The 21946-nt window shown below is 62.5% G+C and carries 20 protein-coding genes; 9 read left to right on the forward strand and 11 right to left on the reverse strand.

The features are described from left to right. Position 1 precedes the first annotated feature (1 nt). Positions 2-928: a tetratricopeptide repeat protein gene (locus ACSQ8R_RS00415; RefSeq protein ID WP_436251572.1), complete on the reverse strand. Its 927-nt coding sequence runs from the start codon at positions 926-928 to the stop codon at positions 2-4. Between the two features lie 232 nt (positions 929-1160). On the opposite strand from ACSQ8R_RS00415, the gene pyrC reads away from it, so the two are divergent. The 4 genes from pyrC to ACSQ8R_RS00435 all read left to right on the forward strand — a co-directional run bounded on the left by pyrC (position 1161) and on the right by ACSQ8R_RS00435 (position 5286). After that, positions 1161-2204 (forward strand): dihydroorotase, encoded by a 1044-nt coding sequence (pyrC, locus tag ACSQ8R_RS00420; RefSeq protein WP_436251573.1) that lies wholly within the window; start codon positions 1161-1163, stop codon positions 2202-2204. A gap of 121 nt (positions 2205-2325) precedes the next feature. Beyond that, entirely contained in the window at positions 2326-3504 is a 1179-nt protein-coding gene (locus tag ACSQ8R_RS00425) for a diguanylate cyclase (RefSeq protein WP_436251574.1), read from the forward strand. A gap of 85 nt (positions 3505-3589) precedes the next feature. Then, entirely contained in the window at positions 3590-4285 is a 696-nt protein-coding gene (locus ACSQ8R_RS00430; protein WP_436251575.1) for an orotate phosphoribosyltransferase, read from the forward strand. 74 nt (positions 4286-4359) lie between these two features. After that, positions 4360-5286, forward strand: a complete 927-nt coding sequence (locus tag ACSQ8R_RS00435) for a carbohydrate kinase family protein (RefSeq protein WP_436251576.1) — start codon at positions 4360-4362, stop codon at positions 5284-5286. Between the two features lie 58 nt (positions 5287-5344). Here the strand turns inward: ACSQ8R_RS00435 and pgi are convergent, their stop codons facing one another. The 3 genes from pgi to ACSQ8R_RS00450 all read right to left on the reverse strand — a co-directional run bounded on the left by pgi (position 5345) and on the right by ACSQ8R_RS00450 (position 10137). Continuing rightward, the gene (gene pgi, locus ACSQ8R_RS00440) at positions 5345-6970 is read right to left on the reverse strand and encodes a glucose-6-phosphate isomerase (RefSeq protein WP_436251577.1); all 1626 of its coding nucleotides are present in this window, start codon (positions 6968-6970) and stop codon (positions 5345-5347) included. An 87-nt stretch (positions 6971-7057) separates the two neighbouring features. Beyond that, the gene (locus tag ACSQ8R_RS00445) at positions 7058-8302 is read right to left on the reverse strand and encodes an alpha/beta hydrolase (protein ID WP_436251578.1); all 1245 of its coding nucleotides are present in this window, start codon (positions 8300-8302) and stop codon (positions 7058-7060) included. 137 nt (positions 8303-8439) lie between these two features. Then, positions 8440-10137, reverse strand: a complete 1698-nt coding sequence (locus ACSQ8R_RS00450) for a long-chain fatty acid--CoA ligase (RefSeq protein WP_436251579.1) — start codon at positions 10135-10137, stop codon at positions 8440-8442. A gap of 275 nt (positions 10138-10412) precedes the next feature. Between ACSQ8R_RS00450 and ACSQ8R_RS00455 the strand changes: the two genes are divergently transcribed. Both ACSQ8R_RS00455 and ACSQ8R_RS00460 read left to right on the forward strand, forming a co-directional pair. Further along, positions 10413-10805 carry a PRC-barrel domain-containing protein gene (locus ACSQ8R_RS00455; protein ID WP_436251580.1) on the forward strand — a complete coding sequence of 131 codons (393 nt, stop codon included), beginning with the start codon at positions 10413-10415 and terminating at the stop codon, positions 10803-10805. Positions 10806-10902: 97 nt separating this feature from the next. Continuing rightward, positions 10903-12015: a hypothetical protein gene (locus ACSQ8R_RS00460; protein WP_436251581.1), complete on the forward strand. Its 1113-nt coding sequence runs from the start codon at positions 10903-10905 to the stop codon at positions 12013-12015. Between the two features lie 35 nt (positions 12016-12050). Here the strand turns inward: ACSQ8R_RS00460 and nadE are convergent, their stop codons facing one another. The 3 genes from nadE to ACSQ8R_RS00475 are packed head-to-tail and all read right to left on the reverse strand — an operon-like array spanning position 12051 to position 14864. Further along, on the reverse strand, positions 12051-13049 hold the full coding sequence (nadE, locus tag ACSQ8R_RS00465; protein ID WP_436251582.1) for an NAD(+) synthase: 999 nt from the start codon (positions 13047-13049) through the stop codon (positions 12051-12053). Beyond that, positions 13046-14599 carry a class I adenylate-forming enzyme family protein gene (locus ACSQ8R_RS00470; RefSeq protein ID WP_436251583.1) on the reverse strand — a complete coding sequence of 518 codons (1554 nt, stop codon included), beginning with the start codon at positions 14597-14599 and terminating at the stop codon, positions 13046-13048. The genes nadE and ACSQ8R_RS00470 overlap by 4 nt, the downstream gene beginning before the upstream one ends. Positions 14600-14609: 10 nt before the next feature. Then, positions 14610-14864 (reverse strand): acyl carrier protein, encoded by a 255-nt coding sequence (locus ACSQ8R_RS00475; protein WP_210010572.1) that lies wholly within the window; start codon positions 14862-14864, stop codon positions 14610-14612. Positions 14865-15023: 159 nt separating this feature from the next. On the opposite strand from ACSQ8R_RS00475, the gene xth reads away from it, so the two are divergent. Then, on the forward strand, positions 15024-15797 hold the full coding sequence (xth, locus tag ACSQ8R_RS00480; RefSeq protein WP_436251584.1) for an exodeoxyribonuclease III: 774 nt from the start codon (positions 15024-15026) through the stop codon (positions 15795-15797). Here the strand turns inward: xth and ACSQ8R_RS00485 are convergent. After that, positions 15794-16633, reverse strand: coding sequence for a GNAT family N-acetyltransferase (locus tag ACSQ8R_RS00485; protein WP_436251585.1), 840 nt, complete (start codon positions 16631-16633; stop codon positions 15794-15796). The two genes, xth and ACSQ8R_RS00485, sit on opposite strands and share 4 nt — an antisense overlap. A gap of 24 nt (positions 16634-16657) precedes the next feature. Next, positions 16658-17608: a D-2-hydroxyacid dehydrogenase gene (locus ACSQ8R_RS00490; protein ID WP_436251586.1), complete on the reverse strand. Its 951-nt coding sequence runs from the start codon at positions 17606-17608 to the stop codon at positions 16658-16660. Positions 17609-17734: 126 nt separating this feature from the next. On the opposite strand from ACSQ8R_RS00490, the gene ACSQ8R_RS00495 reads away from it, so the two are divergent. Further along, positions 17735-18847, forward strand: coding sequence for an NAD(P)/FAD-dependent oxidoreductase (locus tag ACSQ8R_RS00495; RefSeq protein ID WP_436251587.1), 1113 nt, complete (start codon positions 17735-17737; stop codon positions 18845-18847). Between the two features lie 13 nt (positions 18848-18860). Here the strand turns inward: ACSQ8R_RS00495 and ACSQ8R_RS00500 are convergent, their stop codons facing one another. Together ACSQ8R_RS00500 and ACSQ8R_RS00505 are read right to left on the reverse strand one after the other, a co-directional pair. Continuing rightward, a complete protein-coding gene (locus ACSQ8R_RS00500) occupies positions 18861-19787 on the reverse strand; it encodes a dihydrodipicolinate synthase family protein (RefSeq protein WP_436251588.1) in 927 nt (308 codons plus the stop codon). Beyond that, positions 19787-20491 (reverse strand): ribonuclease activity regulator RraA, encoded by a 705-nt coding sequence (locus ACSQ8R_RS00505; protein WP_436251589.1) that lies wholly within the window; start codon positions 20489-20491, stop codon positions 19787-19789. Before ACSQ8R_RS00505 ends, ACSQ8R_RS00500 begins: the two co-directional genes overlap by 1 nt. Before the next feature lie 162 nt (positions 20492-20653). On the opposite strand from ACSQ8R_RS00505, the gene ACSQ8R_RS00510 reads away from it, so the two are divergent. Beyond that, positions 20654-21685: a uroporphyrinogen decarboxylase family protein gene (locus tag ACSQ8R_RS00510; protein ID WP_436251590.1), complete on the forward strand. Its 1032-nt coding sequence runs from the start codon at positions 20654-20656 to the stop codon at positions 21683-21685. Positions 21686-21946: the final 261 nt, after the last annotated feature.

Below are 21946 nucleotides of genomic sequence, written 5' to 3' on the forward strand. Positions count from 1 at the left end.
TCTAGATTTCCTTGCTGCTGCCGGCCGACTGTTCCATGTCGCCCGGCTTCAGTACCAGCGAGTTGACGCCTTCGGTCGTCGCCGGGTCGCTCGGCCCCGGGACAATACCAAGTTCCTGCATCTGCAGGAACTTGTATGCCCCGAAAACGTCGCCTTTCTCGGCAGCTTTGCCGTACATTTCAGCGGCCTTGAGGGCATTCGCTTCGATGCCTTCGCCCGCTTCGTACATCAGCCCGAGATTGATCATCGCATCGGCATTGCCGCGCTGGGCCGCAAGGTCGTACCAGGCGATCGCCGTCTGGTCGTCCTGCTCCACGAGATGGCCTTCGTCATAGATCGCGCCGATATTGAAGGCGGCGGTATCGTCGCCTTCCGCCGCAGCCTTTTGGAACCAGCTCAATGCCCGCTGGACATCCGGTTGGGTGCCGAGGCCATCGCGATAGGCGACGCCGAGATTGTAGGCGGCGAGCACGTTGCCGCCATTGGCAGCCTCCGTATAGAGCTGGAATTCCGACCGCTCGTCGCCGAGCCGACCCATCAGCATGCCGAAATTCACCTTGGCGGCAGCATACCCCGCCTGGACGGCGACATCGTAGGCGTTCATCGCCTGGTCGGCCTGCTGGGTCTTGTTCAGAGCCCGGCCCAGCTGATAGGCGAAACGCGGATTACCGGTCGCGTCATAGGCCATGCGGCATGCGTCTACCGCGGTGCCGTCGATATCCGAAATGCCGACAGGGGCAAACTCTCCGTTGCGCTGCTGATCGTAGGGGCTGCCGGCGAGGCGGTCACATTCCGTCTGAATCGCAGAGGTGAGCTGCAGGTTGGCGCGTTCCTCCGCGCCAAGGGAAACCGTCAGGGCGTAGAGCGCGGCGGCGGTACCTGTGGCAATTGCAAAACCCCTGTTGACTTTCGAGAGGCGGGATTTCATTTTGCGCTCCGATTCACTGATTCTTCAGATTGCTTAACGAACGCCGGAAGCAGGCACCGGTTCCGTGTGCCTTTCATGTTTCGTGCGCGAAAAGCCCTCGGCTTTCGCACATCTGCGTGAGAAGTAACCTACATCCGGTCTGCTGGATTGCAGGTTCCTCGCATCATCGGATTGTTTTGCCCGAACCATTGATGTTATGGCGGATGGATCGACCACCTCCGGAAGTTCTCCCATGAAGACGCTCACGCTCCGCCGCCCTGACGACTGGCACCTGCACCTGCGCGACGGCGACGTCCTACGAGCGGTGATCGGCGATACGAGCCGGCATTTCGCACGCGCAATCATCATGCCCAATCTGGTGCCGCCGGTGGTGACGACCTCGGATGCCAGGGCCTATCGGGAGCGTATTCTCGCCGCCCTTCCTGCGGGTGATCGCTTCGAGCCGCTCATGACGCTCTACCTGACGGAACATTCCGATCCGGAGGATGTGGAAGAGGGCAAGAGGAGCGGCCTGATCTCGGCGGTGAAGCTATACCCCGCCGGTGCCACAACCAATTCCCATGGCGGCGTGCGCGATTTCAACAAGGCGATGCCGGTTCTGGAACGCATGGCCAAGATCGGCCTGCCGCTCTGCGTGCATGGCGAGGTGACCACTCCGGAGGTCGATATCTTCGACCGCGAGGCGGTCTTCATCGAGACCGTGCTCGACCCGTTGCGCAAACGCCTGCCGGAATTGAAGGTCACGATGGAGCACGTCACGACCGCCGACGGCATCGACTACATCAAGTCGTCGCAGGGCAATCTCGCCGGCTCGATCACCACCCACCACCTGATCATCAATCGTAACGCGATCCTGGTCGGCGGCATCCGCCCGCACTATTACTGCCTGCCGGTCGCCAAGCGCGAGAACCACCGACTGGCGCTCAGGGCGGCGGCGACATCGGGCGATCCGCGTTTCTTCCTCGGCACGGATTCCGCCCCCCATGTCGATCCGCTCAAGGAATGCGGCTGCGGTTGTGCCGGCATCTATACGTCCATCAATACCATGAGCTGCCTTGCGCATGTGTTCGAGGACGACAACGCGCTCGACAAGCTGGAGGCGTTTACCTCGCTGAACGGCCCGGCCTGGTATGGCTTGGCGCCGAACGAAGAGACGATCACGCTTGAAAAGCGCGACGAGCCGGCAAGGTTTCCCGACAAACGCGAGAGTGGTGCCGGGCCGATCACAGTCTTCGATCCGATGTTTCCGCTTCATTGGCAAGTACTTGATAAGTAAATGCTAATGATGTGGGGTTTGCTGGTATTTGGATCGATCCGGTAACCTTTTGGATAGAATCCGAGCTTAGCTTGACGCCCAGGATTTTCCCGCGGGGATGTACCCGGAGAGAAAGCTAGGCATGATGCTCGACTACCATTCTCTTCTGCTCGCGCTGGGCGTCTCAGCGGCGTGCCTGATGGTGACGCTGTTTGGCACATGGTATTCGCGTCGCACCGATTCTTTCCTGCTCACCCTTGTCATCGCGCTCTGCCTGACCGTTTCAGGCATTTTCGCCTACAGTTCCTATACCGTCGAAGCCGACGTTGTGGGTGCCTCGATTGCCTATACCTTCCTGATGGCGGGGTTCGGCACGATCTATGCGGCATCCGTGCAGTTTCGCAGAGGCGCGAGGCCCTGGATAATGGCCGGTGCCATTACCGCCGTAGCCGCGATTTTCGGCCTGCCGCTGATGATTGCCGGCCTCGACGGCCTCGGGTTCATCGTCATGAACCTTGCGACAGCTGCGCTGCTCCTCGGAACCGCCAGGCAATATTGGTGCGCACGCCGGGAGGCGCCGGGCCCGCTGATCGGAATGGCGGTGCTTTACGGGGCCACCTCCGTCTCGTTTGCCTTGTGTGCTCTGGTCCTGATCGACGGGCGGCAATGGGTGCTGGGCCACGCGCCCGACAACTGGGCCGAAAACCTCAATATCGCTGTCTGCATAGCCGGAATGACCGGCATTGGTGCGCTGTCGCTGGCGCTCCATCAGTGGCGCATGGCAGCCCACCATCGCCACGAGGCGATGACCGATGCGCTGACGGGACTTCTCAATCGCCGTGCTCTCTTCGAGCAGCATGGCCATCGCATTCTCGGTTCGTCGACCGCCGTCGTCGTTTTCGATATCGATCGGTTCAAGGCCATCAACGACCAGCATGGCCATGCCGCCGGCGATGAAGTGCTGAGGCTGTTTGCCGACGATCTCAGGAGCGGCACGAAAACCCGGGCCACCGTGGCGCGACTGGGAGGCGAGGAGTTCGTGGTGATCCTCGTCAACGTGCTTCCCGGACGGGCCGAGCGGATCGCCAACGACATCTCCCGCCGCTTTGCCGCTCGCGAGATCATCATCGGCGATGCGGTGCTCAAGTGCACGGTCAGCGCCGGTGTCGCTGTCGGCGCCCCGACTGGCCAGTCTTTCGAAACCGTGCTCAGTCTCGCCGACAACGCCCTCTACGAAGCAAAGCGTTCCGGCCGTGATCGCGTGCATGTCGCAGGTTATCTGCGCCCGGTGGATTTGAACGAAACGCGCACCACCGCCTGATTCCGTCCTTATTTTCTGCATCGTCTGGCGTACTCTGTCGCATGCTGCTATTGCGGCGCGTGGTTTTGACAAAAGGAGCGGGCGCATGATTCAAACCACATTTCCGGACCGCGGCGTAATGGCCGAACTGATGGCGAAGATGCTCTGGGAGATCGGAGCGGTCCACTTCAGCGCCGACAAGCCCTACAAATTCGCCTCGGGGCTGATGAGCCCGGTCTATATCGACTGCCGCAAGCTGATTTCCTATCCGCGCATTCGCTCGGCGATCATGGACTTCGCGGCCGCGACCGTCATGCGCGACGCCGGTTTCGAAAAATTCGACTGCGTTGCCGGCGGCGAGACGGCGGGCATTCCCTTTGCGGCTTTCCTTGCCGAACGTTTGGGCCTGCCGATGATCTATGTCCGGAAGGCGCCGAAGGGCCACGGGCGCAATGCACAGATCGAGGGCCATCTCCCGGACGGTGCGCGCGTGCTGGTCATCGAGGACCTGACGACCGCCGGCGGCAGCATGTTCAAATTCATCGATGCAATCCGCGCAGTCGGCGCCACTGTCGATCACGGCGTCGCGCTCTTCTTCTACGATATCTTCCCGGAAGCCTACGAGCGGTTCTCGAACGGCCAGGTGAAGCTTCATCACATCGCCACCTGGCGCAATGTGCTTGCGGCAGCCAGGGAGGGCAAGCTTTTCGATGAAAACACGCTGTCGGAAGTCGAGGCCTTTCTCGACGCGCCACTGGCCTGGTCAGGACGCAATGGCGGCGTCAGCGAGATAGCACTCTGATTTTTTGCTCTGGCCTTTTGGCAAAAGCTCGCTTAATCGATTGAAAACTGTTGAGAAGCGCGCGGGAGGATTTTATGATTTTGTGCTGCGGCGAAGCCCTGATCGATATGCTTCCGCGTGACACCACGCTCGGCGAAAAAGGCTTTGCGCCTTACGCCGGCGGCGCCATCTTCAACACGGCGATTGCGCTCGGGCGGCTTGGCCAGCCGACCGCGTTCTTCACCGGCATCTCCGACGACCTGATGGGGGACGTCCTGCGGGACACGTTGGCAAAGAGCGGCGTGGATTACAGTCTCGCCGCGGTTTCCTCGCGACCAACGACGATCGCTTTCGTGAAACTCGTCAACGGTCAGGCGACCTATGCCTTCTACGACGAAGGCACTGCCGGCCGGATGATCACCGAGGCCGACCTGCCGGTGCTCGGTGATGACTGCGAGGCCATGCATTTTGGCGCGATCAGCCTGATCCCCGAACCCTGCGGCGGCACCTACGAGGCACTGATGGCCCGCGAATACCAGAAGCGGGTCATCTCCTTCGATCCGAATATCCGCCCGGGCTTCATCAAGGACAAGCCGAAGCACATGGACCGTGTCCGCCGGATGGCTGCCATGTCCGACATCATCAAGTTCTCCGACGAGGACCTGGAGTGGTTCGGGATGCAGGGCGACCACGACACGCTTGCTGCGCATTGGCTGGATCAGGGAGCCAAGCTGGTGGTCCTGACCCGTGGCGCGGATGGGGCGACCGGTTACACCAGGAATTTCAAGGCTTCGGTGCCGAGCGAGCGCGTCACGGTGGTGGATACCGTCGGCGCCGGCGACACTTTCGATGCGGGCATTTTGGCGTCGCTGAAGATGCAGAACCTGCTGACCAAGGAAAAGGTCGCAGGTCTGTCCGAGGAAGCCGTGAGCAAAGCCCTCGCACTCGGTGCAAAGGCCGCTGCCGTCACGGTATCGCGGGCCGGCGCCAACCCGCCGTTCGCCCATGAAATCGGACTCTGAGGTCCGGCCCTTCGTCTGCAAGCGGAAATAACTCGGCTCTTGAGGAAGGGCCGAAATGTCATTTCCGGGCGGCGAGCAGAGCCTTCACCAGCCCCTGCGTCGAAGCGTCATGGCTGGCGGCGCTTTCCTTGCCCTCCACGACGGGCAGCAGGCCGGTCGCCAGTTCCTTGCCGAGCTCGACGCCCCACTGGTCGAACGAGTTGATGCGGAACAGCACGCCTTCGACGAAGACGCGGTGTTCGTAGAGCGCGATCAGTCTGCCGAGGGCGAACGGCGTCAGCGTGTCGTAGACGAAGGTGATCGAGGGGCGGTTGCCGGTGAAGACGCGATGCGGCGCGATGAAATCGGCCTGTTTGTCGTCCATGCCCTTCGAGGTCAGCTGTGCCTTGGCCTCGGCAACCGTGCGGCCCTTCATCAACGCTTCCGACTGCGCCAGGCAGTTGGCGATCAGCAGCTCGTGCTGGTGGCGCAGATGCGACTCGAAACTGTTGGCGGCGATCATGAACTCGGCCGGGATGACCGTCGTGCCCTGGTGAATGAGCTGGTAGAAGGCGTGCTGGCCGTTGGTGCCGGGTTCGCCCCATACGACCGGGCCGGAATTGCCCTCGACCGGCGTGCCGTCGATCGTCACGCCCTTGCCGTTCGATTCCATATCGAGTTGCTGCAGATAGGCCGGGAAGCGCAGCAGCCGCTGGTCGTAGGGCAGGATGGCGCGAGACGGATAGCCGAGAACGTTGCGGTGATAGAAGCCGATCAGGCCGAGCAGCATCGGCAGGTTCCGGCGCACTGGCGCGGTGCGGAAATGGGTGTCCATCGCATGCGCGCCATCCAGGAACTTGCCGAAATTCTCAGGCCCGACGGCGATCATCAGCGGCAGGCCGATTGCCGACCAGATCGAATAACGTCCGCCGACCCAGTCCCAGAATCCGAAGATGCGGTCGCTCTCGATGCCAAAGGCGGCGACCTTGTCGAGCGCGGTGGAGACGGCGCAGAAGTGATGCCCGACGGCTGCTTCCCCGAGCTTGCCGGCGATGAAGGCACGCGCCGATGCCGCATTGGTCATCGTCTCGATGGTGGTGAATGTCTTGGAAGCGACGATGAACAGCGTCGTTTCCGCATCGAGCAGCTTCAGCGTGTCGGCGATATGGGCGCCATCGACGTTGGAAACGAAATGCGCCCGCGGGCCGTCATGGAAAGGCGCCAGCGCCAGCGTGACCATAACCGGGCCGAGATCGGAGCCGCCGATGCCGATATTGACGATATCGGTGATCTTCTTGCCGGTCGCGCCCTTCAGCGCGCCCGAGCGGATGCCGTCGGCGAACTTGCCCATTGCGGCGAGCACGCCGTTGACATCCGGCATGACATCCTTGCCGTCGACCATGACAGGTGTGTTGGCGCGGTTGCGCAGCGCCGTGTGCAGGACGGCGCGGCCTTCGGTGAAGTTGATCGGGACGCCCGAGAACATGTCCTCGCGCTTGGCCGCGACGCCGCCGGCCTCAGCCAGCTTTTCGAGCAGCACCATGATCTCGTCGTTCACGGCCGTCTTGGAATAGTCCATCAGGAGATCATCGAAAACGGCGCTGAACTTGGCAAAACGGCCGGAATCGGCCGCGAAGGCGGCGCGGATATCCGTGGCATTGGTTTTCGCGACAGTGGATTTCAGGTCTTGGACGATGGCCTGCATGGGTGATTCCTCGGCACTCGGAATAGGATGATCGGGAACCTATTCCGTTTCCATGTCAAATCAAGCACGGCCGTGACAACGATGCGCTTATTGTCCAACCGCCGTCTCTACGGCGTTGCCGATCGAGTTGCCGAAGCGGTCGACCTGGTCCCTGTAGTTCCGGCGGGTGGTTGGATCGAAGATGGCGATTGGCGTGCTGACGGCCACGCTCGCGGCGCTTCCCACGGTCTGAGCCGTCCCGAGGGCCACAGCGCCGAGCGTCTCGCCGAGCCCGACGTCTGAATCGGTCACCGTCTGGCCCTCGATCAGCCGGTTGCCGATCAGCTTCACCACTTCCGGGCTTTCGGCGAACTTGCCGTGGTTCAGCCGGTCGCCGGTTTTCAGCGCGGTGAGGTCGAGAACCACGATGCCCGCTTTCTCGAATTCGCTGCGATAGGGCTCGACGGTCGGATCCACCTGGCCAAGTCGGTCGATATTGCCGGAAATCCGTCGCGACAGGCTGAGCGCCCGGTCGTCGCGGGAAACGAACAGCGTGAAATGCGGCCGCTTCTCGCCGATCTCGGCAAGCTGCTGGCCGAACACGTCGACATCGAGGTCGGGGGAGGCGAGGATGACGTTCTGGATCTTCGGCGCCACGCGCCCGTCGCGAATTGCCATCTGGCGGAGCGCTTCGACGGTCAGCCACGATCCCATCGAATGGGCCATGACGGTGATTTCCCCGACATTCGGCTCCTTCGCCAGCCGGCGCAGCATCTCCTCCAGCGCATCGCGGGAATAGTTGGTGCTTTCCTTGTCATAGTTGTAGGCGAATATGCTGCCGCGCGACGGCCAGGTGAACAGGACCGGGGCCACGTCCGCATTCGAATCGTGGACGATTTGCGCAAAGCGGTAGACGGCGTCCTCGTAGCGATTGTTGAAGCCGTGCACGAAGACAAACACGCGCCGGCTCTTGCCCAGGTGGCCCTTGAGCCAGGATTGAGCCGCCGGGGTGGCAAGCGGCGTCACCGAAACCGTCGCGAACTCCTTTGCAGGATTGGCGGGCAGCTTCGACGGCCACTGTACCTGCCCGATCTCGCGGGCCTTGTCCGGCGGAATGGAGACGGCAATCTCGGTGACGACAGGCTCCTTGCCGCGTTCGCCGGAAAACAGCACGCCGGGCGTCTCGGTCGGGCGGCGCGTGGTTGCCACCAGCACATCGATCTTCGAGGTCCCGGCGGCCTGCGCCCGGGTCGGAATAAGCACGCCTTCGGGGCGCCCCGCGCAGCCTGCAAGGACGCCTATCACCGTGGCGACGGCTATCACTCGAAACGAAAATCCGGTGCGGCTCTCCAAGCGAACTCCAACATGCTTTGCCCAGCCCCCGCAGAGAGCGCTAATCAAGGACTGCCGCATCGTCTACCGCTAACGGAAGGATTCCGGCTTTGTGACACACGCTTGGTCGTCGTCTGTCGCAGCGTTGCAACGGTAGGTTAGCCGCGCAGCTCCCGCCGCAGGATCTTGCCGACATTGGATTTCGGCAGCTCGGTGCGGAATTCGATGAAACGCGGGCGCTTGTAGCCGGTCAGATTGGCCACGCAATGGGCCTTGAGGTCCGCTTCCGTCAGGTTCGGATCCTTCTTGACCACGAAAAGCTTCACAGCTTCCCCCGAATGTTCGTCAGGCACGCCGATCGCCGCACATTCCAGAACGCCCGGATGGGTCGCGACGACCTCCTCGACCTCGTTCGGATAGACGTTGAAGCCGGAGACGAGGATCATGTCCTTTTTGCGATCGACGATCTTGGTGTAGCCCTGGCGGTCCATGTAGCCCATGTCGCCGGTCCGGAAATAACCGTCCGTCGTCATGACCTTGGCGGTTTCGTCCGGGCGGTTCCAGTAACCGGCCATCACCTGCGGGCCGCGAATGCAGATCTCGCCGACATCGCCGAGCTCCACCTCGGAATCGTCGTCGTTACGGATCGAGATCTCCGTGGACGAGATGGGAAGCCCGATCATGCCGCTGAATTCGGTGGCATCGAGCCGGTTGGCGGTGGCGACCGGCGAGGTCTCCGACAGGCCGTAACCCTCGGTGATCTGGCAATGGGTCATCTTCAGCCAGCGTTCGGCGACCGGCCGCTGCACCGACATGCCGCCGCCGAAAACGAGGATCATCGAGGAGAAATCCAGCTTCTGGAAATCCGCATTGTTCATCAGCGCGTTGAACAGCGTGTTGAGCCCCGGGAAGACGTGGACCTTGTATTTCTGCAATTCCTTGACGAAGGCGGGGATATCGCGGGGATTGGCGATCAGGATGTTATGGCTGCCGGTCGCGACGCCCATCAGCGAATTCACCGTCAGCGCGAAGATATGATAGAGCGGCAGGGCGCAGAGGAACTGGATCTGTTCGGGGCGCGGTTTGTTGAGGAAGGCGGTTTCCAGCCACAGGCCCATCTGCTCCTTGTTGGCGAGCAGGTTGGCATGGGTAAGGATAGCGCCCTTGGAAACGCCGGTCGTACCGCCGGTATATTGCAGGAAGGCGATGTCGCGAGGCGAGACCTCGACCGCATTCATCGTCTGCCGGGCGCCCTCTGCGATCACCTGCTTGAAGCTTCGGGCCGATGGCAGCGACCATTCCGGCACCAGCTTCTTCACCTTGCGCACGACCAGGTTGACGATATGGCCCTTCAGCCCCAGCATGTCGCCCATCGTGGCGACGACCACATGCTTGATCTCGGTCTGGGGCAAGGCCTGCTGCACGGTATGGGCAAAGTTCTCGAGAACGAAGATCGCCTTGGCCCCGGCATCCTTGAGCTGGTAGGCCAGTTCGCGCGGGGTGTAGAGCGGGTTGACGTTGACGACCACCATGCCGACCCGAAGGATGCCGTACACGATCACCGGGTTCTGCAAGATGTTCGGCAGCATCACCGCCACGCGGTCGCCCTTGACCAGGCCCTGTGCCTGCAGCCAGGCGCCGATCTTGCGGCTTTCCTGTTCGAGCTGACGGAAGGTCAGTGCCTTGCCCATGCTCGAAAAGGCAGGGCGGTCCGCATACCGCGCGCAACTGTCCTCGAAGAGGTCTCCGAGTGACGGATGCTGCAGGGGAGGGATCTCGGCCGGCACTGTCGGCGGATAGGAGGCAAGCCAGATCTTGGGTGGATTGGCACCGGTACGTGCGGTGACTTCATTCATGACGACCTCCTCTATCGTTTTTGTTGTTGCCCCGCGCTTTCCCGGCGCGTGCAGGTCGGCTCCTCCACCTTCCCGCGAACAACAGATTATGCCATGCCGCGCCAGCATCAAGCCATCGGCACAGATTTAAACAGCTATCTAACTTTGACGTAAACGTCAACGAGGGGCCTGCGTCGGACCCGAGTGTAATGGGATCGACAGCGGAACATCCGTAAGGATCAGGCGTTTTCCCTGTGTTGCAAAATGCACGATGAATCAAAGACAGGAGGTGCGCAATGTTGCATCAAGAACCACGAGCCGGACAGGATCCCTATGTCAAGGACACCCCGTCGCTGATCGCCAGCGACAAGGTCGAAGGGACAAAGGTTTATGGCGCCGACGGCAAGCATATCGGCTCCATCGCCCGGGTGCTTCTCGAAAAGCGCGGCGGCCGCGTCGGTTATGCGGTCCTGAGTTTCGGCGGCTTTCTTGGTATCGGCGACGATTACTACCCGCTGCCTTGGGAAAAGCTCCGCTACGACGAACAGCTTGATGGCTATCGCATCGACCTGACCAAGGACCAGATCACCGGCGCCCCCCGCTACCGAGATCTGGATGACGATACCTGGTACAACGACAAGGGCCGAACGATCTACGACTATTACGGCGTTCCGCCGTACTGGATGTAAGCGTTCCCCCAAAGGAATTCCGGAGGCTCCGCGTGCGGGGCCTCTTTTCGTTTATTTAATTCTCCTGATGCAAGGTCCTCGCGACAAGGGGATGGCGATGACGGGAAAGACGGAAGCGGGCACGGTCCGCGATTTCGAGCGTGGTGATATCGAGGCTGTAGCGCGGCTTTTCCAGGAGACGTTCCGCAAGTCGAATGGGCCGTCGCCCTCGTTGATCGCCTATCTGGAGGAAGCCTTTTTCGATCATCCCTGGGCGGATCCCGACCTCCGTTCAAAGGTCTTTGCGGACGCCGATGGAACAGTCTCCGGTTTCATCGGCGTCTTTCCGTCGCGGCTGGAACTCGATGGCCGGCCGCTCCGCGCCGCCTTTGCCGGCTCGATGATGGTCCGGAACCCGAAGGAAAATCCGCTCGCCGGCGCGCGGCTGCTGCGCTCCTTCCTCGCCGGCCCGCAGGATATATCAATGACGGAGACCGCCAATTCCACGGCGCTCGGCATGTGGCAGAAGGCCGGGCATCCGCTCGATCCCGGCTACAGCATGAACTGGTTGCGCATCCTGCGTCCCGCTTCCGCAGCGGTCGAGGTCCTGGCCAGGCGGTTGCGTCCCGTGACCCTCCTGCGCCCCTTCGGCCGGATCGCCGACCGCGGCGCGGCGTTGATCCGTATGACGCCTCTTCGGCCGGCCGAGCGTGGCGCTTCGAAGGTAACGTTCCGCGATGTCACGCGCGAGGCGTTCGCCACGGCGCTTCTGACGCTAGCCTCAAACTATCCCCTTCACCCCCGCTGGGATGATCGTTCGTTGGGGTGGTTCCTGGAGCAAGCGGAAAACAAGCGGAATTTCGGCTATCCGGAATGGCGCGTGGGCTTTGCCGCCGACGGACGACCGGTTGCGGCTTACGTTTATTTCGCCGGCCCCGGTGAGATCGGCTGGCTCCTGCAGGCGCTGTCGGCGCCGAACGCGGCGGCGGAAATGATCGACGACCTGTTTGCCCACGCTTACGAAATGGGATGCTCCGGCATGCGCGGCGGCGCGCATCCATGGCTGATCCCGACGCTGATGAGCCGCAAGACGATTTTCTACGGCCGCTCGTTCTTTGTCGCACAGGCGCGGGAGAAGAGCCTGCTGGAGCCGATCAGATCCGGCCAGGCGCTGATCTGCGGACTTGCCGGCGAAAGCTGGACGCGACTGATCGGCGACCGGTTCGACTGAGACTTCTCAGCCGAGCCTCACTTAGCCGAGCCCCCTTAACCTAGCATCGTCACCGGTTCGGCATGTAGATATTCGGCCACCTTGCGCTTCGAGGCGATATTGCGCCAGACGGCGTCCACCTCGTCCGGTGTCAGCCCCGCAGCCTCGCCGACCTCTTCCCGCGTTAGGTCATTGTCGAGCCCGTAGAGGCAGAGATCCATGCGATCATAGGGAAGCGAGAAATAATATTCGTCCTGACCCTGGGGCAAGGACCACGTGTCCGTCGTCGGCGGCCGGCGGCGAATGTCGGCGGGCACGCCGAGCGCTTCGGCAAGCTGGTAGACCTGGCTCTTGTAGAGATGCGCGATCGGCTTGAAGTCCGCGGCGCCGTCGCCGTTCTTCACGAAGAAGCCCTGGTCGTATTCGAGCCGGTTCGGCGTGCCGGCGACGGCAAAGTTCAGCCGGTCGGCGTGATAATATTCGATCTGCTTGCGGGTGCGCTGTTTCATGTTGGCAGCCGCGATCATGCCGAGATAGACCTCGAGCGGCATGCGGTGCCGGCTTTGTTCGCCTGCCGGATTGGCGACCACCAGCCAGGAAATATTGTAGCCGCGGCCGGTCAGCGCATTTTCCAGCACCACCTTGCAGCCCCAGCCTTCGCCGAACTCCGGCACGATCTGGCGGATGAAGCCGTCGCGGCGGGTATAGCAGCCGGCGGCGGCTAGCGCCGGCCCGATGTCTTCGAGCACGGTCTCGACGCCGACCGCATCCGCCAGCGCCCGGCCGAGTTTCAGGCTGTCCGGATCGGAATCATGTTCGGGCATGAAGATGCCGGTCACCTTGCCCGGCCCGAGCGCCCGGGCGCAGAGGGCGGCGGTGACGCTGGAATCGATGCCCCCGGAAAGGCCGAGGACTGCGCCACGCTTGCGCAAATCCTTGAGCACCGTCTCGCGAAGCCAGCCGCAGATACGTTCGATCTCCGCCTCCGTATCCAGCTTAAGTGTTTCGGCCGAGAATTTCCCCGCGCTTTGGGCCTGCTTCAGGCTCTGGATCATGCGACATTCCCCCGTGTGGCAGTGTTTGTTTCGTCCGCGCCGAGCCGGATCTTGCCGGTCGTCGTGCGTGGCAGCGCGTCGCGGAATTCGACGCTTTTCGGCACCATGTAGTCTTCAAGCGACTGAGCGCAGTGTCGGATGATGTCCCGCTCGGTAAGCGTCACGCCGTCCTCCAGCACCACATAGGCACGGACGACCTGGCCGAAGATCGGGTCGTCGATGCCGCCGACCGCCGCTTCCTTGATGCCCGGCAGCGCATAGAGTGCGCGCTCGACTTCCTGCGGACTGACTTTTTCGCCGCGCGTCTTGATGATGTCGTCGCGCCGGCTGATGAAATAGAGAAAGCCGTCCGCATCCGCCCGGAAGAGGTCGCCGGTATGCAGCCGCCTGCCGCCGGCAGCCGGCGAAAGCGCACGTACCGAGTTGAGGCCGTTGCCCCAGTAACCGGACATCACATGCGGTCCTTCGACCACAAGTTCACCGATAGTTCCCGGAGGAGCGGGACGTCCGTCCTCGTCGATCACGAAAGCCTTGGTGCCTGGAATGGCGCGGCCGACGGAAAGCGGCCGGCGGGACACTTCCTCGGGCGGCAGGTAGGTGGCGCGCAGGCATTCCGTCTGGCCGTACATCAGGAAGAGGTTCGTGGTGGGGAAAAGCTGCTGCAGCCGCCCGGCAAGAGCCGGCGGCATGGCGGCCGCGGCGCTGGTGATGCTGCGCAGATGCGGCAGGAAGCCCGGCTCCAGGTCCTTGATGCCGGTCATCAGGGCGGCCATCGGCGGCACGAGCGGGAAACCGGTAGCCTTCACCTCCGCCAGCCGTTCGAGGATCTTGCGCGGGAAGGCGAAGCTCTTTTCGAGAACCAGCGTGCCGCCGACCATCGCCATCGTCACCATCTGGGTGATGCCGTAGCCGAAGGACAGAGGCAGGACGCTGAGCACGACGTCGTCGGCCGTGTTGCCGAGATAGGCGACGATCGCTTCGCAGGCGGCGTTGACATTGGCGTGGGTCAGCATCACGCCCTTCGGCTGGCCGGTGGAGCCCGAAGTATGGAGCAGCAGCGCCAGCGCTTCGATATCCTCGAGCTCCTCCAGCGGGACAGGGACTTCACCGTGGACCAGATTTTCGAACCGCAAGCTATGACCGAGATCTTCGCCGGCATCCGCCTGCGCGACGATCGTCAGCGGCTGCATCCTCGTCATGGCGACAGCCGTATCCACGGTTGCCCGCTGACGGGCATGGGTGATTACTGCGGAGGCCTCGGTGCTGTTTAGAATGACAGAGAGCTTTTCCGCCTTGATCGAAGGATAAAGCGGGCAGGGCACGGCGCCCGCCTTCCAGATGCCGAAGAAGCTGACCACCGCCTGATGTCCGTTGTCCAGCACCATCAGCACCCGGTCACCGGGTTTGATGCCGCCGCTGGCAAGGCTTGCCGCCAGGCGATCGGACAGCGCATCGAGCTCCGCATAGCTCATCTGGACATTGCCCGCGATGAGCGCGGGCTTGGTCCCGACACGTCTGGCACTATCGCGGAGCCTGGCCTCTATCCGCACCGGCGCAGCCTCAGGCCGCGGCCAGCTTGGTCGACAGGTAGCTCGTCATGTTGTCGATACTGTCGAGGTTTTCCGGAACGATTTCATCGTCGGCGACGGTGATGCCGTAGGTCTGCTCCAGGAAGGCGATCAGTTCGAGAACGCCGGTGGAATCGATCACGCCGCTTTCGAGCAGCGACTGATTGTTGGAAACCTGCGCGTCGGCCCGGAAAAGAAAATTCTCCGCAATGAACTCGCGCACGCTATTTTCGATTGCTTCCGCCATCGACGGCCCTCTCCACAAACAGTTTTTGCCGCGCGGATGAGGCGCGGTCGATTGAGAGGGCATCTTCCGGACTATCCCTGAATGTTTTGCTAATTTGTAAAACGCTTTTGTTCACAAGCTTAACCGCATCCAAATGCCGGCCTCGACGTTGATGCATCCATGAAGATCGCGACCTTCAATGTGAACGGCGTCAACGGTCGCCTCGGCCTGCTCCTCGAATGGCTTGGGGAGGCGAGGCCCGATGTCGTCTGCCTGCAGGAGTTGAAAGCCCCGCAGGAGAAGTTTCCGGCCGGCCCGATCGAAAGAGCGGGATATGGCGCAGTCTGGCACGGCCAGAAAAGCTGGAACGGCGTCGCCATCCTTGCCCGCGACGCCGATCCGGTCGAAACGCGCCGAGGCCTGCCGGGCGATCCGGAGGACCTTCACAGCCGCTATATCGAAGCCGCGGTGCAGGGTGTGCTGATCGCGTGCCTCTATGCTCCGAACGGCAATCCCGCCCCGGGCCCGAAATTCGCCTACAAGCTTGCCTGGTACGAGCGCTTCCTGATGCATGCCCGGTCGCTGCTGGACACCGGCGCACCCGTCGTTCTTGCCGGCGACTACAACGTCATGCCGACCGATCTCGATGTCTACAAGCCGGAACGCTGGCGGGACGACGCATTGTTCCGGCCGGAGGTACGAGAGGCCTTTTCCCGGTTGCAGGGGCAAGGCTGGGTAGACGCAATCCGCACGCTGCACCCGGGCGAACGCATCTACACGTTCTGGGATTATTTTCGAAACGCCTGGGGCCGGGACGCCGGCCTGCGGCTCGACCACCTGTTGCTCAGCCCTTCGATCGCCGACCGGCTGGAAGCGGCCGGCGTCGATCGCCACGTCCGCGGCCGCGAACATACAAGCGACCATGCGCCGGCCTGGATCGAACTTGCCGACTAGGTAAGGTCGATCGTCATTTCGGACTGGGTCAGCTTGCTCTTCCGCCAGCCGATCCGCCGCATGAACCGGTCGAGCAGGCCCTCCGGCACGTTTTCGATAACGAAGAGCCTGCGGCCCGGATAACGGGCGGCGAGGGCATCGGTCAGCGACCTGCCAAACCCCTGCCGGCGATGAGCGGGATCGACCCCGAGGCCGAAAAGCCGGATATCCTTGCCCGAGTCATCCAGAAGTACGGCTGCCTTGTCATCGAGCACGAAACCTTTCAGCGGCGGGCCGGCCATTTGGAAACTGCGGGGGTCCGTCTGCCAGGAGGGATCGGCATCGGCGAATTTTGCGAACATCGCTGCGGCCGTCTTCAAGTCACATTCCTCAGCCGGGGTCACCTCCGGCGCGGCAAGCTTGCGGCTGCGGCCGAAGCCTACAAGTTTGCGGGAAATCACAAAGCCGAGCGATAGATAAAGATCGCGCGCCCGCTCATTGGTGTTGATCACCTCAAGGATGAGCTTGCGGTCGCCGCGCGCCTTCGCCGCTTTGAGCGCATCCAGCATGACGCTACGCCCGAACCCGCGACCGCGGATCGTCGGGCCGATGCCGATTGCGCCGATCCGTGAAAGATCACCTCGCCGGCCGATCAGCAGAATGCCCGCCGGCTTCTCGCCGTCGAAATAGACGAAGCTCTCATCGAGATCGACATGATCGCGCTCGATGCGCAACTGCAGCGATGGGACTGTCACATTCATCGGCACCACATAGCCCGAAAAGCCGGTGGCAAAACCTTCGGCCGCATCCCCCAGGCTGCATTCCGAGAGGCGGCGATGGGAAACGGCGGATGTCATGACCTCTCTCCCACTGTTGCGGCTTCAGAGCACGTTGGACGGCGAGCCTTTTTCGAAATTCTCGACATGGGTGATGACCTGTGCCCAGAGCGTCTGCATCGCCTCGTCGCTTGCCCAGGCCACGTGCGGGGTGAGGATGAAGTTCGGCCGGTCCAGGATCGTCAGCAGCGGATTGTCCGGCGCCGGCGGTTCCTTGGTCAGCACGTCGAAACCGGCGCCGCTGATCAGGCCTTCGTTGAGCGCGGTCACCAGGTCCGCCTCGTTCACCAGCCCGCCCCGGGCGGTGTTGATGATCAGCGGATGCCGCTTCATCTTGGCGAATTCGGCGAGGCCGATGAGGTTGCGGGTCGCCGGCGTCAGTGGCATGTGGAAGGTGATGATGTCCGACGTTTCCAGCACCTCGTCGAAGGCGGTGTAGCCTGGCTCGACCTTTTCCGCTTGTCTGCGGGCCGCGAAGATAACCCTCATCCCGAAGGCTTCGGCGATCTTCGCCACCGACCTGCCGAGCGTGCCGCGGCCGAAAATGCCAAGCGTCGAGCCGGCCAGATCCTTGATCGGATGGTTGAAGAAGCAGAACTGGTTGGCGCGCTGCCATTCGCCGGCGATCACATCCTCACGGAACCCGACGATCGAGCGGCGCAGCGCGAAGATCAGCCCGAACGTATGCTCCGGCACGGTGTTGACCGCATAACCGCGCACGTTGGAGACGGTGATGCCTCGCTCCTTGGCGAAGGCGAGGTCGATCACGTCATAACCGGTGGCGGCAACCGCGATCATCTTCAGGTTCGGCGCATCGGCGATCGATTGTTCGCGCACCGGCGCCTTGTTGGTGATGACGATATCGGCATCCGCGATGCGGGCGGCGACATCCTCCGGCGCCGTCTTGCCGTATTCCACCCATTCATGCGCAAAGGCCGGCCGGGTGATCGTCACCGAAGGGCCGATCGTGTCGCGGTCCAGAAATACAACCTTCATCGCGAAAATTCCTGCATGATTCAAATTCCTCCCAATCGAATCCGGCCGGCCAAAGCGCTGGCCGCAATGGATTTCTCGTATATCATCCTGCCTGCCAACCGGAAGGCAAAAGTGGCGGAGAATGGCATGGGTGAAGTCTTGGGCCTCGATTGCGTTGTCATCGGCGGCGGCGTGGTGGGGCTTGCGGTGGCTCGCGAACTGGCGATGGCCGGTCGCGAGGTCGTGCTTCTGGAAGCCGAACCGCTGACCGGCAGCATCACGTCTTCCCGCAACAGCGAGGTCATCCATGCCGGTCTTTACTACCCGACTGGCAGCCTGAAGGCCGAGCTCTGCGTCGCCGGCAAACGAAAGCTCTATGCGTATTGCCGCGACCGCCATATCCCGCACAAGCGATGCGGCAAGCTGGTCGTCGCCTCGAACGAGGCCGAGGTCGCCTATCTCGAAAAGCTGCTGAAACAGGCGCAAGCCAACAGCGTCGATGACTGCCGGCTGATCGACGGTGCCGAGCTTGCCCGCCTGGAGCCCCAGATCATCGGCTTTGCGGCGCTCGTCTCCCCTTCGACCGGCATCATCGACAGCCACCGGCTGATGGAGGCTTATATCGCCGATATCGAAGCGCATGGCGGCAGCATCGTGCTGAATTCGCCCGTCCTCGGCGGCGAGGCTCTGGCCGATGCGATAATGCTTTCGGTAGGTGGCCGCGATCCCGTGAAAATCGAGGCGAGACTGGTGGTCAATGCCGGCGGTTTGAGCGCCTGGGCGGTCTCGGAGAGCATCGCCGGCTTCGACCGCGAAACCGTTCCCGAGCGTCATTACGCAAAAGGCTGCTATTTTTCGCTGACCGGCCGTGCGCCGGCGGAGCGGCTCATCTATCCGGTGCCGGAGCCCGGCGGGCTCGGCGTCCACCTGACGCTCGATCTCGCCGGCCAGGCGCGGTTTGGCCCGGATGTCGAATGGGTGGAGGCAGTCGACTACGACATCGATCCAGGCCGCGCCGACAAGTTCTATGGAGCGATCCGCCGCTATTGGCCAGGTCTGCCGGACGGCGCCCTGCAGCCGGCCTATTCGGGCGTGCGGCCGAAAGTAGTCGGTCCGAGTGGGGGAGGGGCTGGCGATTTTATCATTCAGGGGCCTGAAACGACCGGCCACCCGGCTTACGCCGCGCTCTACGGGATCGAGTCGCCGGGTCTCACGGCTTCAATGGCGATTGCCGAAAGGGTGGCGCGCCTCACATTGTGAGGCGCCGCCGGTTTTAAAGCGCCGCGCGCTTGTCGTGCCTGGCGAGACGCGTGAGCAGGTAGTCCACCTCGGTCTTGGCGGTGGGGCTCAGCATCTGGGCCGGCTTGCGCTGCGCATCCGAGGTGATGACGCCACGCCGTTTCAGCACGTGTTTGCGGATCGCAAGGCCAATGCCTGCCTGCTGCTCGTAGCGCATCAGCGGCAGATGCGCGTCGAACAGGTCATGCGCCTCGTCGCGCTTGCCGGCGGCGAAGAGATTGACCAGTTCCGTCAGCATGTCCGGGAAACCGTAACCGGTCATCGCGCCGTCGGCGCCGCGCTCCGGTTCGAAATCAAGGAACAAGCCGCCATTGCCGCAAAGGATGGAGAATTGGCGCAGTTCGCCGGCCTTCTGCATGGCGCGCAGTTTCGAAACCTTCTCAAGCCCCGGCCAGTCCTCATGCTTCAGCATCAGGCATGAAGGGTGGTTGGTGATGATCCTGGCAATCACGCCCGGCGACATCACCACGGTGAGCGTCAGCGGATAATCCTGCAGCACCCACGGCACATCCTCGCCGACCGCTTCGACGGCGCCGGCGAAATAGTTGACGATCTGGTCGTCCGTGCGCAGCGCCGGCGTGGGCGCGATCATCACGCCGGCCGCACCCATGTCCATTGCATCGCGCGCCAGCGAGCGCATGCCGGCAAAGCCGGGCGCCGAGACGCCGACGATGATCGGCACTTTGGCGCGAGAAACGACCCTCTTGATGATGGCACGGCTTTCGTCCGGCTCCATCTTCGGGGCTTCGCCCATGATGCCGAGAATGGTGATGCCGGTGCAGCCGCTCTGCTCATAAAAATCCGTCAGCCGGTCGATCGAATTGAAATCGATCGATCCATCCTCGAAGAATGGCGTTGTGGCGATGGCGTAAACGCCCTTGGACTCAATCCCGAAAGTCATTATTGCGCGTCCTTCCAGGCCTGGTAACGGGCTTTCGTTTCCGCATTCATCGGGTAGAGGCCCGGCAGCGGCACGCCGCGGTCCACCTCGGTCATGATCCAGCCTTCCATGCGCTCCTGTTCCGGCGCCTCGGCGACGACCGCGTCAAGCAGTTTTGCGGGGATCAGCACCGCGCCGTCCTCGTCCACGACGACGATATCATCCGGGAAAACCGCGACACCGCCGCAGGAGATCGGCTCCTGCCAGCCGACGAAGGTGAGGCCGGCGACGGAAGGCGGGGCGGCGATACCGTCGCACCAGACCTTCATGCCGCTGCCGAGCACGCCTTCCGCGTCGCGCATCACGCCGTCGGTCACGAGAGCCGCCACGCCGCGCTTCGCCATCCGGGAGCAGAGAATGTCGCCGAAAATACCGGCATCGGTGACGCCGAGCGCATCCGCGACCGCGACGCAGCCTTCCGGCATCGCCTCGATCGCCGCGCGGGTGGAAATCGGCGAGGCCCAGCTCTCCGGTGTCGCGAGATCTTCACGGGCGGGCACGAAACGCAGCGTGAAGGCTGGCCCGACCACGCGGCCCTGGCCCGGCCTCAGCGGCTTGGTACCGCGCATCCAGACATTGCGCAGGCCCTTCTTCAAAAGCACCGTGGTCAGCGTGGCGGTGGAGACGCCCTTCAGCGTCTCGATGATCTTGGGATCCAGCGGCATGTATTCTCCTTGGGAATATTGAATGCCGCCTTCGCAGACGGCGGGCGATATTCGGTCGCGACTTCTCGTTCGTCAAGGAACTAACGCCCTCTCGTCATTGACACGATAGCCGTCTGTCGAGGTATAACGTCTTTCAACACTGACACATGGGAGGATGAGACAGTGCTTTTTCCAACGACACTCGTCGGCAGTTATCCGCAGCCGGAATGGCTGATCGATCGCGCCAAGCTTGCGGGCCGTTTCCCGCCACGCGTCCGTGCCAGGGAGCTCTGGCGCATCCCCCAGGAATACCTCGCCGAAGCGCAGAATGACGCGACGATCATGGCGATCAAGGCTCAGGAGGAGGCGGGCCTCGATATCATCACCGATGGCGAGATCCGCCGCGAGAGCTATTCGAACCGCTTCGCGACCGCGCTCGAAGGGGTCGATCTCGACAATCCTGGATCGGCGCTCGATCGTTCCGGCCATCCGAACCCCGTGCCGCGTATTACCGGCAAGATCCGCCGCAAGCACGCGGTGGAGGCCGAGGACGTGAAATTCCTGCGCAGCCACACGGACCGCAAGATCAAGATCACCGTTCCCGGCCCCTTCACCATGTCGCAGCAGGCCCAGAACGACTTCTACAAATCGGAAGAAGAAGCCGCCTACGATTACGCCGACGCGGTGAACGCCGAAATCCGGGACCTCTTCGCCGCCGGCGCCGACGTGGTGCAGATTGACGAGCCCTACATGCAGGCGCGGCCGCAGAAGGCCGAGCAATACGGACTTGCCGCGCTCAACCGGGCGCTTGACGGCGTCCAGGGCACGACGGCCGTGCATATCTGCTTCGGTTATGCGGCCATCATCCACGAGCGGCCGTCGGGCTATTCCTTCCTGACCCAGCTTTCGGGTTGCTCTTGCCACCAGGTGTCGCTCGAAACCGCGCAATCGAACCTCGATTGCTCGACGCTGACAGGCCTTTCCGGCAAGACGCTGATGCTCGGCGTCATCGACCTGTCGGACATGAATATCGAGACCCCGGAAACCGTCGCCGACCGGATCCGCCGGGCGCTGCCCTATGTCGAGGCCAGGAACATCATCGTCGCACCGGATTGCGGCATGAAATACCTGCCCCGCGAGGTGGCCTTCGGCAAGATGAAGGCCATGGTCGAAGGCGCCAGGATCATGCGCCGGGAGCTCGGCGAGGCCGCCTGATCTCTGCGTCAATGCCTGGAGTAAAAGGCGATTGCCGCGGCAATCGCCTTTTTTGTTCTGCATCTTTCCGGCGTTTGTTTCTCGCTACCGTATGCCTAGGTTTCAATTTTGTATCCCAAAATTGCAATATTGCGCCACAATCGGCTTAATAATATACCCATTGTGTCCCAAATGAATTCCATGTATACATGACGGCGAGGATGTCTCCGGCGGAACGGGCCGATGATCTCCCGGCAATTTCAATGACGGCGTCGGCTTGTG

Source organism: Neorhizobium sp. LjRoot104, from assembly GCF_964253725.1.
Classification (GTDB): domain Bacteria; phylum Pseudomonadota; class Alphaproteobacteria; order Rhizobiales; family Rhizobiaceae; genus Neorhizobium.